Source organism: Syntrophorhabdus sp. (genome assembly GCA_012719415.1).
Lineage (GTDB): Bacteria > Desulfobacterota > Syntrophorhabdia > Syntrophorhabdales > Syntrophorhabdaceae > Delta-02.
On the sequence record JAAYAK010000193.1, the window covers coordinates 1 to 16,384 of the forward strand.

Below are 16,384 nucleotides of genomic sequence, written 5' to 3' on the forward strand. Positions count from 1 at the left end.
GTCCTATAGGTCCTAAGCGTCCTATAGGTCTTATTGGTCCTATAGGTCCTATTCTCCTATAAGTCCTATCGTCTGCCCCGCTCCACGCTTCCCACCCCGCACGCCCTGCTCCCTGTTCCCTGCCGCCTGTCCTCTCTTCCCTGTTCCCTGATCCCTCCTCATCTGTTATAATTGACCATCCATGGCATCCCTGAAAAGAATCTCTCCCGCCGAAAGAACGGGCCATCCGTTGCGTGTCGCCGGGATCGTCCTCCGCGAATCCCTGGGGTCCTTCCTCGGCAACAACGACTTCGAGATGTCCGCCGCCCTGGCAACGTACAGTTTCTTTGCCCTCGTCCCTCTTTTGTTCCTCGTGGCCAGCCTCGCTGCCGGCACGGGAGGCGCGGCCGCATGGGTAATTGCTGGCATTGAAGGCCTTATCGACCATCTCTTCCCCCGCATCCGGGACTGGATGAGCGTCGAATTCTCGGCAACGATCGGGCACCCCCTCGCCCTCGGCGGCGCCGCCGCCATCGTTGTCTTCATCGCCGCCATGTCCCTCGTGGATTCCCTCATGACGACCTTTCTCAAGATCTTCAGGAAGGAACCCCCGACGTCACTGTTCGCGGTCCAGCTCGGTAACGCGCGAAGGGCGGCGGCCATGTTCCTCCTCTTCGCCGTGCTCATCGGTGCCGAGATGCTCTTTCTCGCACTTGAGCACATCCTGCGGGATCGAGGCCTCGCCCTCACCGGCGCCGGGAGCGCTCTTGTTTCGACCTGCGTCGCCGCCCTCTGCATGGCCTTCTTCTACAGGGTGTTTCTGCCTGTGAGGCTGACCGCATTGAAGCTTGCGGGAGCCTGCGTCATCTCGGCAGTCCTCATCGTCGCCATGAGGGAAGTCTTCGCCTTTGTCCTCAAAACGAACCCCGCCTACGGGGAAACGTTCGGCTCGCTCAAGGTGCTCTTCGTAATGATCGTGTGGGTCTACTATTGTTTCCTTGCCATCCTTTTCGGGGCCGAGGTCGCCGTGAACACGGGGAAGCGCGACGCCCTCCTCCTGAAACGCGTCTTCGCCGGCAACGTCCGCGGGTCCCTCTCGAAAGGGCTCCTTAGCAGGTTCGTCAGGCGCTGCAGCCGTGACGACATCATATTCGAGGAAGGTGACCCGGGCGGCGCCATGTATTACATCGTGTCCGGAGCGGTGGATATCATTCGCGGAGGCAGGCACATCCTGACCATGACTGCCGGGGATTACTTCGGCGAGATATCCATGCTCCTTGGCACTCCGCGGTCGGCAACCGCCCGCGCGGCTGACGGTCCCACGGAACTCGTCGCCATCTCCCAGGAGAACTTCGACCTCATCCTCCGCGACAACGCCCCCATAGTCCTCTCCCTGCTCAAAGAAATGGCCGGCAGACTCAAGGACACCGACGAGTCCCTCTTTCAACATCAACCTGACGGTTGATGCGTGGACGGGCATACGGGTTCGGCGCTGACGCGCCCAACGTGCGGACGGGGTGAAGACACGAAAACCGCGATTTGCGGCATGCCCTCTTGCTGGTCCCTTGTCTTTCCGCGCGTACCCGTTTGCCCGTCTACGTCTTTTTGTCGACCACCGACACGTCGAGACCACCCTTGTGGAGCGTGATCGAAAGGGCATCGCCCGGCGAGACTGCGGAGGAGTCGGTGATGACGGTGCCGCTGTCGGCCCTCGAGGTTATGGAGTAACCCCTCGCCAGGATCGCCCTGGGGTTGAGGTCATGCATCCTCTGGCTGAGGGCATCGAACCTTGTGCGTGCGTTCTTCATGTAGAGCCGGATGTTGTGGGTGAGGCCGACGGTGAGATCATCGAGGTAGAGGCGGTGGGAGGTGAAGAAATCCTTCCTGTCCTTGAAATCCATGACGTTGCTGACAAGCATGTAACGGGCCCTCTCGATCTTCTTCTCCATCGACTGGCACAGGGAGTCTTTGAGGCCGAGGATGTAGCGGGCAAGGTCCTCCCGGTCGGGAACGACAAGGGCGCCGGCGGCCGTCGGCGTGGGAGCTCGCACGTCGGCTACGAAGTCCGCTATCGTGAAATCGACCTCGTGGCCCACGGCGGAGACGACCGGTATCCGGGAAGCGAACACGGCCCTTGCCAGGCCTTCATCGTTGAAGCAGGCCAGGTCCTCGTACGAGCCCCCTCCCCTTCCGATGATGATGACATCGACCTGCCCGCTCCGATTGAAATATCCGATCCCCTCCATGATCTCACGGGCCGCGTCTTCGCCCTGCACGGTCGCCGGCCAGACCTCCACGGCCACGGTGCCGCATCTTTCGTGCATGACCCTCAGCATGTCCCGTATCGCGGCGCCCACCGGAGAGGTAACTATCCCTACGCGCCGGGGGAACTGCGGAAGGGGCTTCTTGAGGGTTTCGTCGAAGAGGCCTTCCCTGAGCAGCTTCTCTTTGAGCTCGAGGAACCGAAGGTAGGTGAGGCCCCGCTCGCCGCTCGCCAGGATGTCGCTCACTATCAGCTGATACTCGCCGCGTTTCTCGTAGACATCGATGCGCCCCCTGCACAGGACCCGCTCGCCGTCTTTTATGACCCTGCCCAAGGGGACGCGCGCGGCATAGTTGAAGACAACACCACGGATCATGGCAAGATCGTCCTTCAGGGTAAAGTAGAAGTGTCCCGAGGGATAAAGCTTCGCGTTCGAGACCTCTCCTTCAACGCGAACATCGCGGAACCGACCGCTGACGAACCGCTTGAGCTCAGCCGTCAGCTCCGATACCGTCAAAAGCCCTTCATCCTCACGCGGGTAGAGGGTCATTTACTTTTTCTTCAGGTAATCCTTCATGAGCTTTATGGAGCAGTACTCTCCGCACATGCTGCAGACATCGTTCTTCAGGTTCCGTTCCTTGCGGAAGGCCCTGATCTTGTCCGGATCAATGGCGCATTCGATCTGTCCCTTCCAGTCGAGGGCTTTTCGATATTGAGACATGGCCCTGTCAAGGGCAAAGGCCTTCTGGTTCCCCCGGGCAAGATCGGCGGCATGGGCAGCTATCTTCGTGACGATGACACCGTCGCGGACATCCTGCGGCATGGGCAGGCCCAGATGCTCCGTGGGGGTGACATAACACAGGAAGTCGGCGCCGTGATATGCCGCCAGGGCGCCGCCCATGGCGGACGTGATGTGGTCGTAACCGGGTGCAATATCGGTGACGACGGGACCGAGAACGTAGAAAGGGGCTTCGTTGCAGAGCCTCTTCTGCAGGACCATATTTGTCTCGATCTGGTCGATCGGAACGTGGCCGGGCCCTTCGATCATGACCTGGACACCCTGCTCGAGGGCCTCCGCGCAAAGCTCTCCCAGGATGATGAGTTCCTCGATCTGCCCGCGATCGGTCGCGTCCGCGATGCAGCCGGGACGAAGACCGTCCCCGAGGCTGATCGTCATGTCGTATTTCTTCGCAATGCCAAGGAGGCGGTCAAAATTCTCGTAGAGAGGGTTCTCTCTGCCGTTGACTATGATCCATTGAGCAAGAAAGGCGCCGCCCCGGCTCACAATGTCCGTCACTCTTCCCTGTTTCCTCAAGCGTTCGAGAGCGCTCTTCGTAACACCGCAATGAACGGTCACGAAATCAACCCCATCGGCGCCATGCTTTTCGATCACCTCAAAGATATCATCAGCTTCCATCCTGGTGATCGCATTTCTCTTCTTGGCGGTCTCGATGGCGGCCTGGTATATCGGAACGGTACCGACGGGGATCTTCGCGGCATCTACGACGATCTTGCGGATCTCATCAAGATTGCCGCCGGTGCTGAGGTCCATGACCGCGTCTGCCCCTGCCTCACGGGCAACCGTCAGTTTCTCCAGCTCCTCGTCGATGTTCACCCGCTCCGGAGAGGTGCCTATGTTGGCGTTGACCTTGACGGAAAGGCCTTTGCCCACACCCTTCGGGGTGAAGTTCCTGTGTCGGTTGTTCGCGAGAATCGTGATCTTTCCCTCCGCGATGTGACGGCGGAGCTGTTCCTTATCGATGCCTTCATCGCGGGCAACGCGCTCCATCGCCTTCGTGATCTTTCCTTCCCGTGCTGCAATAAGCTGGTTTTTCATGGTCGTATCATCTCCATATTCTCAACGGACCCGGGTCTTCCGGCAGTCTCCCGCGAGCCCCTTGTATTTTCATGTACCCCTTTGCCGTGTTGAAATGTCCTTTCAATTGCCGAAGAGACGTAGAAGTGTCCTTTTCTGTCGATCCTGTAGCTCGATCCAAAGAGTCTTTCGAGATATCCCTGGGTCGCCATGAAAGCACGAGGCAGGGAATACCCCGCCGCGAGAAAACAGGCGAGTGCCGAGGAAAAGGAACAACCCGTCCCGTGGATCGACCGGGGAAGTCTCGCCTTCCTGTACAAGACATGTTCCCTTCCGTCGAACAACACATCGACGGGATCACCCTCCAGGTGGCCTCCCTTTATGATGACCGCCCTGGGCCCGAGAGCGTGTATCCTTTCCGCCGCCTTCCTGGCAGCCTTCACCGTCCCTACCTTCGTGCCCGTGATGGCGGAGGCCTCTTCAGCATTGGGTGTTATGACCGTGACCTTCTCAAAGAGCGTGTCGATACACGCCGCAACGCCCTCATCCGTGATGAGCCGAATGCCGTTCTTGGCCGCAAACACAGGATCGAGGACGACGGGCGTATCTTTCCTCCTCGCCAGAAAGTGCGCCGTCACCCTGACATGGGGCTCGTCGCAGAGAACACCTATCTTCACGGCCTTCAGCGAAACCCCCGCCGTGGCCGACCGGAGGGTGTCACGAAAAAGCTCCTCCGACGACGCCTCCACGCGCTCCACGCCGCGGGGACCCTGGACCACGGTGCAGGTCGGCACGGCGATACCATGGAAGCCGAAAGAGAAGAAGGTATCGACATCCCTCACGATACCCGCCCCCGAAGAGGCATCAAACCCGGCTATGGAGACAAGGCTTTTCATTTTTGGCAGCTCGCACATACCCCTTGGATTTTAAAACTGAAAACTATACCACACTTGCACTGTCGAGAGCCATACAAATCCCACAGGGCAAACCGTTGGAACCACTGGAACCACCTGAAGAACCGCCGGGTCCCGTGCGGGGGGTGCTCGACGGTTTTGTCGAAGGTTTTCCCCGGGCGTCGACATTTGTTTCCGTGAAATCCTCCGGCCATCAACGCTCATAATCCGACTTCTCCTTTGTTTATGGCACGTTGCAAACACATTCCGCGAATGGCACGGTAATTGCGAAAAAGAGAACCATGATTTGCAAAAAGCCATATGAGGAGGTTACAATGAGGAAGATTTTGGGAGTCATCATGGCGGTCCTGTTCATTGCAACGGCATCGACCGTCTTTGCAGTCGGGCCGGGGGGCTTGGGCCCGAAAGGATATCGACATGGGTATGGCCCGGGCGTGGACCTCTCCAAGGAGCAAATGGACCGGATGTGGCAGATACGGGAAAGATTCAATACCGAAACCTCGACACTGCGTTACGAACTCTTCCAGAAACGCAATGAGCTGAGGACGCTGTATTCAGATCCCAAGGCGAGCGACGCGACGATCCTGGCAAAGGAAAAGGAAGTCGATACACTGAGACAGAAGATGCGCGACAGAACGGTCCGGTTCAAACTTGAGCAGAGGAAGGTCTACACTCCGGAGCAGCTTCAGAAGCTGACTTCCTCCGGCTACGGCCCCGGCTTCGGCGGCGGGCGGGGCGGCGGGCGGGGGCTTGGGCCCTGCGCCCGGTTCTAGGCACACGAAGGTGCGGTGACGGACCTCCCCATGGGTCCGTCACCTCGATGAAAAGGGAGGGAACAATGAAAAAAACTGTGGCAGTTGTCTTACTGACGGTTGTGGCGGCGTTCTTTTTTGTTTCATGCGCGTCCGAAGGATACAATACCCAGAAAGGCGCCGCGATCGGGGCAGGCCTTGGTGCCATTGCAGGACAGGTGATCGGGCATGACACCGCGTCGACGCTCATCGGCGCGGCGGTGGGAACCCTTGTCGGGGCCGTGGGCGGCAACGCCGTGGACCAGCACGTCCAGAACCAGCAGCACGGCGCGGCTCAGCAGACCGCGGCATATCCGGCATCGAGCCAGGTGACCCCTCAGGACCAGCCTCCGGGACAGTGGGTCGAGGTGCCCGGTCAGTGGATCGGCGGGAAATGGGTTCCCGCACACAAGGTATGGGTGCCCGTGAATCCATGACGTTTGTCGTATTCTTCCTCCTCCTGTGCGTGTTCATAACACCCTCTCTCCGGGCTCAGAATTCATATTCCGAGTTCGAGAGAGGGCTTCAACTGACGGAGCCCCAGAGAACTCAGGTTGAGGACATAAGGAACAGGTACATCAACGAATGGCAGTCCCTGAGGAGGGAGTCGTCGCGAAAGCACAGGGAACTCAGGGAACTGAGCCGGGAGCCGGAGGCCAACTCCGCCAGGATAGGCAGGATACAGGGTGAGCTGCAGGAGCTCGACACCGCCCGGCACAACTCCTACCAGCAATACCGCTCCGAGGTTTCGCGAACCCTCAACCACAGGCAACGCGAACAATACAACAGCTTCTGCGACCAGGAACGCAGGAAGAACATGCAGCGTTTTCGTCCGGGGCGGCATGGGAGATAAGCGGGCTGTCGCCCTTCCCCTGTTCTTCGCACTCTTTCTCGTTCTCATCACACTTACCGGGTTCTTCCAGATAAGGATCATCCGCAACAACATCGAACGGCAGCTCATGGGAGAGGCGGAGATCATCTTCACCCACGTCCAGAGAGAGATGGACATCAACCTCGAGTACCTGAGCTTCCTCGACAGGTCGCCCGTCATCATCACCCCCTATTTCTTCAACATCATGGCCTTCGATGAGTCCATCATCGACGATCTCGACAGCGCCGTGGGCCGGCTCCTCAAGAACCCGGCGGAGAAAGGCCTGGAAGCGCTCTCCCTTGCCAACGTCGTCGAATATGACCTCGGGGGAAAGATCATCGCCAGGAAAGGAAATAGTGATATTCCCGCCGGGCTCGTGCGGAGGATCGTCTCGGGGGAAGAGACGACCGTCATCAGGATGCCCGTCGCCGGTGACAGGTCGCTCGTCCTCGGCCGACGCCTGGGCGAACGCATCCTTTTTGTCAGGATCGACGCCCCGGAGCTGGAAACGCTGAGGAGAAAGGTCATCCTCAAGGACATAGTCGACAGGGAGGAGAAGAGGTTCAATATCGACGCCATCAAGATCTATGATGGAAAAGGCGATCTCTTTGTCGGGGGCAGCGACGCCGGAAAGAACACCTTCCTTCTCGAGCGGGACCTTTCCTCGAAGGTCCTCTCCGGGTTTCGCATGCAGATCTTCATCTCGCGGGATCTTGCGCGGGATACCATCCAGAGGTCGGCCATCGGTTTCATACTCATCCTTGCCGTTCTTTTCGTTTCCGGAGCGGGAAGCATCTATGCGTTCTTCGTCATGGAAAGGAAATACGCAAAGAGGGTCAAGGAGATGGAGCGGGAGATGGAGATCAAGGAGCGCCTGGTATCGCTGGGGAAACTGGCTTCCGGAATGGCCCACGAGATCAGGAACCCCCTGAATGCCATCAGTCTCTCCGTACAGCGCCTCAAGAGGGAGTTCGTCCCTTCGGACGAGAAGAAAGAGGACTATCTCACCTTCCTCGACATCATCAGGAAAGAGCTCACGCGGGTCAACGGAATAGTCGAGGAGTTCCTCCAATCGACGAGGGCGCAGGCCCCCTTCAGCAGGGAGGACCTTCGCGATCTGCTCGAAGAGGTTATCATCATCGTCGGGGAGAAGGCCTCCTCGAAGGGTATCTTCATAGAGAACGTCACGGGCACGGGCATCCACGTGGAATGTCAGCGGGACAGGCTAAAGCAGGCATTCTACAACATCATCATAAACGCCATAGAGTCCATGAAGGACGGCGGAAAGATCGCCATAGCGGTGAAGCAAAAGGAACCCCTCGTCGAGATATCGGTCAGGGATTCCGGTTCCGGGATCAGCGAGGAAGAGCTGGCGAGGATATTCGAATACTACTACACCACGAAGGACAAAGGCATGGGTCTCGGACTGCCCATATCCTACATGATAGTGAAAGACCACGGCGGCGACATCAAGGTGATGAGCGCGGCCGGGCAGGGAACCACCTTCGTCATCGTCCTGCCCCTGAGGCATGACGGCGCAATGACGGCGTAAAGGGAAAGGAAGGGTCACGGTTATGGACAGGGTCGGCATATTGATCGTGGAAGACGAACAGACACAGAGGTCGCTCCTTGGTGGGCTGCTCAGGAAAGAAGGCTACACGGTGGGCGAGGCATCTGACGGGGAAAGCGCCCTTGCCCTCTTTCAAAAGGACATCTTCGAGATCGTCCTTCTCGACTACAGGCTGCCGGACACGGACGGTCTGTCCCTCCTCAAGAGGATAAAGGAGATCAACCCGGCGACGGAGGTAGTCATGGTCACCGCCTTCGGGAGCATCGAGAATGCCGTCGGGGCCCTCAAGGCCGGGGCGTCGGAGTACCTGACGAAACCCATCGATCTCGACGATCTTCTCTTCAAGCTGCGCAAGGTCGAGGAAAAGACGTATCTCATCCGCGAGAACATGGTCCTTCGCGAAACCCTGCGGGACCGCTTCAAGTCCGAGGAGTTCGTCTACCAGAGCGAGAAGATGCATGAGGTCTCGAGCCTTGTGGTCAGGATAGCGAAGACGGATTCAACGTGCATAATAAGCGGCGAGAGCGGTGTCGGAAAGGAGGTCGTCCTCAACATGATCCACGCGCTCAGCGAGCGCAAGGAGTTTCCCCTCGTCAAAGTGAATTGCGCAGCCATTCCCGAGACACTCCTGGAGAGCGAGCTCTTCGGTTACGAAAAAGGCGCTTTCACCGGCGCCTACCAGCGCAAGGCCGGGAAATTCGAGCTTGCCAACAAGGGGACCATCTTCCTTGACGAGATAGGCGACATCCCCCTCGTGCTCCAATCCAAGCTCTTGCGGGTGATCCAGGAAAAAGAGGTCGAGCGTCTCGGAGGGACACACCCCATCAAGGTCGATGTGCGCATCATAGCGGCGACCAATCGCAACCTGGAAGAGGAGGTCAAAAAGGGAACGTTCCGCGAGGACCTGTACTACCGCCTCAATGTCGTCAATATCGTCGTCCCCCCTTTGAGGGAGCGCAGGGAGGACATTCCACTGCTCATCGATTTCTTTCTGAAAAAGTACGACCTGAAGCACAAGAAGAATGTCAAGGGACTTACCCGGGAGGCCCGCGACATCATGGTCAAGTATGACTACCCGGGCAACGTGAGGGAACTGGAGAACATCGTGGAGAGGGCCATTGTCCTGACCAGGGGAGACCATATCACCAGTCAGGACCTGCCAAACCTCGCGGAGCAGGCGACGGCAGGCGACGGCAGCATTCGGGGAACCGTGGAATCCATCGAGAGATCAATGATCATCGAAGCCCTCGTAAATGCCGACTGGGTCCAGACGAAGGCGGCGGCGGCCCTCGGCCTGTCGGAGCGTATGCTGAGGTACAAGATCAAGAAGTACGGGATCTCGCGGTCACCCCGCACGGAGGGCTGATAGCGTGCACGGGCCCGCGCGTCGGCGCTCGCGCGCCTAACGGGCATACGCGGGAAAGGAGAAAAACTCCCAGGGAAAAAGCCTGCGCTCAATAAGGTTCCGACAGTCCCTGCCCTTACCTCGTTAGCCCGTTTGCGCGCTTCGCGCTCAGACCCGTCTGCCCGTTAGGCACGCAAGGCCGGACGCTTTAGCATTCATATTTTCTCTGCTCTGTGTTATAGATAAAAATGCCCGACGAGAATTCTTATCGCATAGAGCCGGCCGAGAACGGGACAGTCACGCTTGTCCTCACGGGCAGGATGGACCTCGAGCGCTTCGGCAAGCTGGCCGGGCTCATCTCTGCCATTTTCGACCCGCACAGCCCCTCAAGGGTCAACCTCGACATGAGCGGAGTCACCTATCTCGACTCGGCGGGAGCCCTCTTCATCGTCGAGCTCGAGGACGAGGCCCGGAAACACTCCGTACCCTTCGCGCTCTCCGGACTCTCCCGGGAAAAGATGGGGATCTTGAGCCTCATCGACAGGGATGCCCTGACAAAGCCAAGCCTGGCGCCCCGGGAACGGCGCATGAACATCGTCGAGCAACTGGGTGTCGCTTCCCTTGCGGCCGTGCGGGACATCTACGATATCATATCCTTCAGCGGGGAGCTCATCTGCGAGCTCGGCCACTCCCTCACGCACCTTCGAAAGGTCCGATGGAACGACACCGTATCGTACATGAAGAAGGTCGGCGTGGACGGCATGCCCATCGTGGGCCTCATCAGTTTTCTCCTCGGCCTCATCATGGCGTTCATGTCCTCCCTCCAATTGAAGCAGTTCGGAGCGAACATCTACGTCGCCTCCCTTGTCGCCGTGGCGATGGTCCGTGAGCTGGGACCGATCATGACGGCCATCATCGTTGCCGGCCGGTCCGGCTCCGCCTTTGCCGCCGAGATCGGCACGATGAAGGTGAACGAGGAGGTCGACGCCCTTGCCACCATGGGGTTCAGCCCCATGCGCTTTCTCTCCGTACCGAAGGTGATCGCCTCCCTGTTAACCGTGCCCGTCCTCACGATATTCTCCAGCATCTTCGCCATAATGGGCGGCCTGGTCGTCGGGGTGCTGGGCCTCAACCTCACGATCTTCACGTACATCCAGCAGACAATGAAGGCGATATCGATCTTCGACATCGTGTCGGGGCTCATAAAGTCCGTCGTTTTCGCGGCGGCGATCTCGACCGTCGGCTGCCAGAGGGGCTTCAAGGTGCGCGGCGGAGCGGAGGCCGTGGGCAATGCCACGACGTCGGCGGTGGTGACGTCCATATTTCTCATTATCGTCATAGATTCGACCTTTGCTATAATACTGCATTACATCTAGGCACCAGGGTGGGAAGGAAAACGTGAACAATACCGAACCGGTCATAAAAGTGGAAGGCCTGACCGTGCGATACGGCAGCAACACGGTCCTCAAGGGCGTCAACTTTGAAGTGCGGCCCGGTGAGATATTCGTCATCATGGGGGGAAGCGGGTGTGGAAAATCGACGCTCCTCAAGCACGTCATTGGCATAGAGACCCCGGCAGAGGGGGACATCTGGATCAACGGGACGGACACGTCGAAACTTGACGACCGGGAGCTTCGAAAGCTGCACATGGGCATCGGGATGCTCTTCCAGTCAAGCGCCCTTTTCGGCTCCATGACCATAGGAGAGAATGTGGCCCTTCCCCTCACGGAATTCACCGGCCTGTCGATGAAGGACATAGAATCGATCGTGAGGATGAAGCTCGGCATGGTGGAGCTTGCCGGGTATGACAACCACTATCCGTCCGAACTGTCGGGGGGCATGAAAAAGCGCGCCGGGATAGCGCGGGCGATGGCGCTCGACCCTGCCATGCTCTTCCTCGACGAACCGTCGGCGGGCCTTGACCCCGTCACTTCAGCCGAACTGGACGTCCTCATCAGGAAACTCAATGAAGGGACCGGCACAACCATGGTCATCGTCACCCATGAACTGGAGACGATATTCAATATATCCCACCGTATCATCATGCTCGACAGGGACGCGAAGGGCATCATCGCCGAAGGCGACCCCCGCGTGCTGCGGACGGATTCCGATGACTCCCGGGTCACGGACTTCTTCAACCGGCGGGTCACGGAAAAAAAGAGTGAAGGAATGACACCATGATAAAGAAGAAGACCTATTTCCTGGTAGGTTTTTTCGTGCTTGCGGGCGCCCTGATAGCTGTAGGGACCATCATCTGGCTCGGCGCCTCCCAGTACCTGCAGAAGGGCGAGCGGTTCGTCACCTATTTCGACGAATCCGTTCAGGGGCTTCAGGTCGACTCGAGCGTCAAGTACAGGGGTGTCGAGATCGGCATGGTGGAAAAGATCGGCGTCGCGCCCGACTACCGCCTTATCGAGGTCGTCATGAAGATCAACTTCAGCGGAGACGCAGCGAACGCGACCATCGCGAAGTTGAAGGCGGCGGGAATAACGGGGATAGTCTATGTCGAACTGGACCACCGCAAGAAGGGAGACATCGCAAGAACACCGCAGATCACCTTCGAGCCCGACTATCCCGTCATCCCCTCCAACCCGTCGGAGATCCAGGAGATCGTGTCGGGCGTCGACGACGTGGTGAAGAAGATGAAGGAGGTGGACTTCAAAGCCATCTCCGACGAACTCGTGTCGGCGACGAAAAGCGTCAATACCTTCTTTGCGGGACAAAAGATGACGGGGATAATCACGAACCTGGAGAACATGACCCGGACCCTTTCCGATTCCGCGAACCAGCTGGCGAAGATGGTCGGTGACGGCAGGGCCGACGAGATCCTGAGCGACGCCCGGGACACGGTGCGCGATGCCAAAGAGACGATCGCCCGGGTAAAGTCGGAACTTGAGAAGATGAGGCTCGCCGAGACCGCGTTGAAGACAACGAGGATGATCGAGGACATCTCGCGCCGGTCAAAGACGATCACCATGGAGGTCCAGCTCACCGGCGAGAACCTGCGCAGGGCATCGGAGAACCTGGACCAGCTCATCGAGCGTCTCAAGGCGGATCCGTCGGATATCCTGTTCAGCGATCCACCCCCGAAAAAGAGGTAAACGATGAAAAGATCACTCACAAGAACAGCGACGCTTCTTCTCCTTTCCCTCCTGTGCCTCACGCTCGTCGCGGGCTGTCTCGGCAGGACGAAACCGCCCTTCATCATGGACCAGTACACCCTTGATTACGCGCCCCCCGCCGGCACCGCCGACGAGCCCGCGAAAGAGCTCATCCGCGTGGAGAGGTTTGCCGTCGCGCCGGCGTTCAATTCCACTTCCATGGTAATACGAAAAGGACAGTACCGTTTCGATACATACGACTACAGCCGATGGCGCGTCAACCCGGCGGACATGGTAACGGGCTTCGCCCTCAGGGACATCACCCGTGCCGGGATCTTCAAGGGCACATACTCCTGGTATGATTCCGACCTCTCCCGGTATATCCTGGAAGGCTATATCGACGAGTTCTGCGAGACCGAAGGCAAGGGGCTCTTAAGCCTCCGTATCACCCTCGTCGACACGAAAGCGAAAAACCCCGTGGAACAGGTGGTCTTTCAGAGACAGTACACCCATTCGGTTCCCATGGACGGCAGTTCCCCCGACGCCCTGGCGGCGGCGCTGAGCGCCGCCATGAAGGAACTCTCCGGCAAGATCGTGGCGGACATAGCCGCCGCTCTCAGGGAAGGCGCCGAAAAATGACAGGAACTCTTGACAGACCGCCCCTTTTGACAAATATTATTCACGTCGAGACTATAAGGATCTAACAGGTGCCCGAAAAAAACCCGGAAGACGACTTCAAGATGGGGTCCCCGGAACCGCCCGGAGAACAGCTCCTTGTCTGTGAACGGGCCCTCGGCACCTCGGAGCGAAAGCTCTCGTCCATGCTCGAGCTCGGGCGCCTCATCGGCCTCGACCTCAACCTCGACGACATGCTCATCCAGATAGCTTCGAAGGCCAAGGAGGTCCTTGAAGCAGACAGGTTCAACCTCCTTCTTTACGACCCGAAAACGGATGAGCTCTGGACAAAGATGGTCTTCGAGATCGAAGGCAGGGAGTTCCGCACGCCATCCCACGTCGGACTCGCGGGGTACGCCTTCCACACGGGACAGACCGTCAATGTCGAGGATGCGCACGAGGACCCCCGCTTCTTCCGCTACATCGAAGAGGCCATAGGCTACACAACGAAGAGCATGCTCTGCATGCCTTTCTTCTCGAGGTCCGGCGCCGCTCTCGGGGTCATGCAGCTCATCAACAAGCGCGAGGGAAGGTTTACCGCCGAGGATGAGGCGCTCCTCCGGATGTTCACCAACCACGCCTCGGTCTTTATCGAGATCGCCCAGCTCCAGAAGGAGCGTATGGACACCCTGGAAGAGTCACGCAGGGAACTTGCGCGTCTCAACAAGGCAAAGGGCAAGGCCCTCGATCACCTCTCCCACGAGCTGAAGACACCCCTTGCCCTCATCCAGGGGTATCTGCGCATCCTGAAGAGGAAGATATCCAGAGAACCCCAGGGGGCCTCGGTGCTGGGGTATTTCGATATCCTCAAGCATTACATGACGCGCCTTTTCGAGGTGCAGAAGGAATCTGAGAAGATCATCCTCGCCTATCGCGAGATGGAGGAGGAAAACCTCGTCGACGAACTCGAGAACCTCTGGAAGAGGATCGAAGGCATGGACATCCCCGTCGACACCAGGGAACACTGGCAGACCCTCAAGGAATGCGTCGCCAACTACATCCCTCCCGACAGCAGATCGGAAAGCATGTTCCTCCTCTACCCCGTGGCTCAAAAGGCCATAGCAGACTCCCGGGCCAACGCGCCCCACCGCGATATCGAATTCCGCCTGAGCGGAGACGAGGAGGCCTCCATATTCATGGACGTCGTCGTGGTGCGGGACATGATGGTTGGGCTTCTCAAGAACGCCGTGGAGAACACGCCTGACGGGGGCCTCGTCGAGGTATCCGTTACAACGGACGAAAGGAGCGTCACCGTTGCCGTCAGGGATTACGGCATTGGGATCACCGAACAGAACAAGGATCACGTATTCGAAGGCTTTTTCCACACCCAGGACACCGACCTGTACGGTTCGAAGAACGCATACGACTTCGGAGCCGGCGGCAAAGGACTCGACCTCTTCCAGATGAAGGTGTACGGGCGGCGTTTCGGCTTCGACATCTCGATGAAGAGCTCCCGCTGTGTTCACATCCCCACCGACAGGGACCTGTGTCCCGGGAGGATCTCCGAGTGCCGCTTCGTCTCGCGCCGGCAGGACTGCCTGGAAACCGGCGGAACTACTTTTTATTTGACTTTTCCCGCTGCGAAAGAATATCTTAAGACCAGTACTAGGGACGAGTCAACTCCTTAATCCAAGGCCTTGTAAATGACCCGTAAAGATCCCCTCGTTGACCTGCTTATCCACGATCTCACCGGTCCGTTGTCGATCGTACTGACCAGCGTCAACAACCTCTTGAGCAAGGAAGACAAGTGCGAACCCTACAATGAATATCAGCGGGACACCCTGAAGAGGGCGCAGCGCAACGCCGAAAAGGCGAAGGCCCTCCTTCTTGAGATCATCGAGGTCTACCGTTCCGAAGAAGGTCTTTTCAGACGTGACACATTCCTTGTCTCCGATATCCTCAGGGAGGCGCTCATCGATGCCGTCGAGGTCGCGGCGCCGGCCATCGGCGAGGAACTGACGCATGCCGAAGTATCCTCCTACGCGGAGATCCTCGCGCGCAGCGGCATCATCGTAGAGGTCACAGGCAGGTATGAGAAGACCCCCTTTACCCACGACCCCAAGAAGATACGCCAGATCCTGAGGAACCTCATCTCCAACGCCCTCAAGTACCGGAAGAACACCATGAGGCTCACCATAACGGGGGACCTCGACCTCGTCATAGCCGTTACGGACGACGGTGAGGGAATACCGCCGGAGAAGCAGGACTATATATTCAAGCGTTTTTTTCACGTCAACAGAAAAAAGGGCGAGCCCGAGGGCCTGGGGTTCGGTCTTTCCTGCGTAAAGAACCTTGTCGAGAAGATGCGGGGGGAGATATCACTGAAAAGCGGAGAGGGCACGGGTTCATGCTTCACCGTGCGCATACCTCCCCTGTGATGTCGGAATCAAAAATATAAGGAGGTAACAATGGCAGAATCGATTCTCAACGGAAAGAAGATACTGGCAGTCGATGACGAACCGGATGTTCTCAAGGTCCTCGAAGAAGAGATCATGGACGGGTGCCCGAAGTGCACCTTCGATACGGCGACGAGTTTCGAGGCGGCGTCCGCCCTTCTCGACTCCAAGAGCTATGATATCGTCATCCTTGACATCATGGGCGTCCGCGGCTTCGACCTCCTTGACATTGCGGTGAAGAAGGACCTCAAGGTCGCCATGCTGACCGCCCACGCCTTGAGCCCCGAGGCCCTCAAGAAATCCTACGAGATGAAGGCACGCGCCTACCTCCCGAAAGACAAGCTCGGCGAGATAGTCCCCTTCCTCGAAGACGTCCTCACCACAGACTTTCAGTCGGGGTGGACCCGTCTGTTCGAGAAGCTCCACAACTTCTTCACGGAGAGGTTCGAATCGGACTGGGAGAAGAAGACGGGCCTCACCTGGAGGGAATGGGTGAAGTAGAAAAGTTCAAGCAGGGAAAAAGAAAGCGGGCCGCGAGCCCGCTTTCTTTTTCCCTGCCGGTAATAGGTGATGGGTAATCGGTTATAGGGCAACGAAGTGAACCCTCGGAGCCAGATATGTGATGTGCCGCTCCACCTATCACCTATTACCCATCACCTATTA

General features: G+C 58.2%; 16 protein-coding genes. 13 read left to right on the top strand and 3 right to left on the bottom strand.

The genetic code is table 11. From position 1 onward, the window contains the following. Positions 1 to 181 precede the first annotated feature (181 nt). Positions 182 to 1,444 carry a cyclic nucleotide-binding domain-containing protein gene (locus tag GXX82_11045; protein NLT23572.1) on the top strand — a complete coding sequence of 421 codons (1,263 nt, stop codon included), beginning with the start codon at positions 182 to 184 and terminating at the stop codon, positions 1,442 to 1,444. Positions 1,445 to 1,574: 130 nt separating this feature from the next. Here GXX82_11045 and xseA read toward each other — a convergent pair whose 3' ends face one another. From xseA to GXX82_11060, 3 genes are read right to left on the bottom strand one after another with little or no spacing between them, the layout of a single operon-like run. Further along, entirely contained in the window at positions 1,575 to 2,792 is a 1,218-nt protein-coding gene (gene xseA, locus GXX82_11050; protein ID NLT23573.1) for an exodeoxyribonuclease VII large subunit, read from the bottom strand. Continuing rightward, positions 2,793 to 4,079 (bottom strand): phosphomethylpyrimidine synthase ThiC, encoded by a 1,287-nt coding sequence (gene thiC, locus GXX82_11055; GenBank protein ID NLT23574.1) that lies wholly within the window; start codon positions 4,077 to 4,079, stop codon positions 2,793 to 2,795. Further along, a complete protein-coding gene (locus GXX82_11060; protein ID NLT23575.1) occupies positions 4,076 to 4,954 on the bottom strand; it encodes a hydroxymethylpyrimidine/phosphomethylpyrimidine kinase in 879 nt (292 codons plus the stop codon). Before GXX82_11060 ends, thiC begins: the two co-directional genes overlap by 4 nt. A gap of 332 nt (positions 4,955 to 5,286) precedes the next feature. Here GXX82_11060 and GXX82_11065 point away from each other — a divergent pair, with 332 nt between their 5' ends. The 12 genes from GXX82_11065 to GXX82_11120 all read left to right on the top strand — a co-directional run bounded on the left by GXX82_11065 (position 5,287) and on the right by GXX82_11120 (position 16,222). Beyond that, complete coding sequence (locus GXX82_11065) at positions 5,287 to 5,745, top strand: periplasmic heavy metal sensor (protein NLT23576.1); 459 nt, start codon at positions 5,287 to 5,289, stop codon at positions 5,743 to 5,745. A 65-nt stretch (positions 5,746 to 5,810) separates the two neighbouring features. Further along, positions 5,811 to 6,200 (top strand): glycine zipper 2TM domain-containing protein, encoded by a 390-nt coding sequence (locus GXX82_11070; protein ID NLT23577.1) that lies wholly within the window; start codon positions 5,811 to 5,813, stop codon positions 6,198 to 6,200. After that, a complete protein-coding gene (locus tag GXX82_11075) occupies positions 6,197 to 6,616 on the top strand; it encodes a periplasmic heavy metal sensor (GenBank protein ID NLT23578.1) in 420 nt (139 codons plus the stop codon). The genes GXX82_11070 and GXX82_11075 overlap by 4 nt, the downstream gene beginning before the upstream one ends. Next, the gene (locus GXX82_11080) at positions 6,606 to 8,186 is read left to right on the top strand and encodes a hypothetical protein (GenBank protein ID NLT23579.1); all 1,581 of its coding nucleotides are present in this window, start codon (positions 6,606 to 6,608) and stop codon (positions 8,184 to 8,186) included. Before GXX82_11075 ends, GXX82_11080 begins: the two co-directional genes overlap by 11 nt. 22 nt (positions 8,187 to 8,208) lie before the next feature. Beyond that, positions 8,209 to 9,570 carry a sigma-54-dependent Fis family transcriptional regulator gene (locus GXX82_11085; GenBank protein NLT23580.1) on the top strand — a complete coding sequence of 454 codons (1,362 nt, stop codon included), beginning with the start codon at positions 8,209 to 8,211 and terminating at the stop codon, positions 9,568 to 9,570. Between the two features lie 227 nt (positions 9,571 to 9,797). Then, a complete protein-coding gene (locus GXX82_11090; GenBank protein ID NLT23581.1) occupies positions 9,798 to 10,925 on the top strand; it encodes an MlaE family lipid ABC transporter permease subunit in 1,128 nt (375 codons plus the stop codon). 22 nt (positions 10,926 to 10,947) lie between these two features. Next, positions 10,948 to 11,730: an ATP-binding cassette domain-containing protein gene (locus GXX82_11095; GenBank protein ID NLT23582.1), complete on the top strand. Its 783-nt coding sequence runs from the start codon at positions 10,948 to 10,950 to the stop codon at positions 11,728 to 11,730. Continuing rightward, positions 11,727 to 12,650, top strand: a complete 924-nt coding sequence (locus tag GXX82_11100; protein ID NLT23583.1) for an MCE family protein — start codon at positions 11,727 to 11,729, stop codon at positions 12,648 to 12,650. The genes GXX82_11095 and GXX82_11100 overlap by 4 nt, the downstream gene beginning before the upstream one ends. Before the next feature lie 3 nt (positions 12,651 to 12,653). Continuing rightward, on the top strand, positions 12,654 to 13,289 hold the full coding sequence (locus GXX82_11105; protein ID NLT23584.1) for a hypothetical protein: 636 nt from the start codon (positions 12,654 to 12,656) through the stop codon (positions 13,287 to 13,289). A 68-nt stretch (positions 13,290 to 13,357) separates the two neighbouring features. Then, complete coding sequence (locus GXX82_11110; protein ID NLT23585.1) at positions 13,358 to 14,953, top strand: GAF domain-containing sensor histidine kinase; 1,596 nt, start codon at positions 13,358 to 13,360, stop codon at positions 14,951 to 14,953. Between the two features lie 15 nt (positions 14,954 to 14,968). Continuing rightward, complete coding sequence (locus tag GXX82_11115; protein NLT23586.1) at positions 14,969 to 15,703, top strand: sensor histidine kinase; 735 nt, start codon at positions 14,969 to 14,971, stop codon at positions 15,701 to 15,703. Positions 15,704 to 15,733: 30 nt separating this feature from the next. Beyond that, positions 15,734 to 16,222 carry a response regulator gene (locus tag GXX82_11120; GenBank protein ID NLT23587.1) on the top strand — a complete coding sequence of 163 codons (489 nt, stop codon included), beginning with the start codon at positions 15,734 to 15,736 and terminating at the stop codon, positions 16,220 to 16,222. Positions 16,223 to 16,384 lie beyond the last annotated feature (162 nt).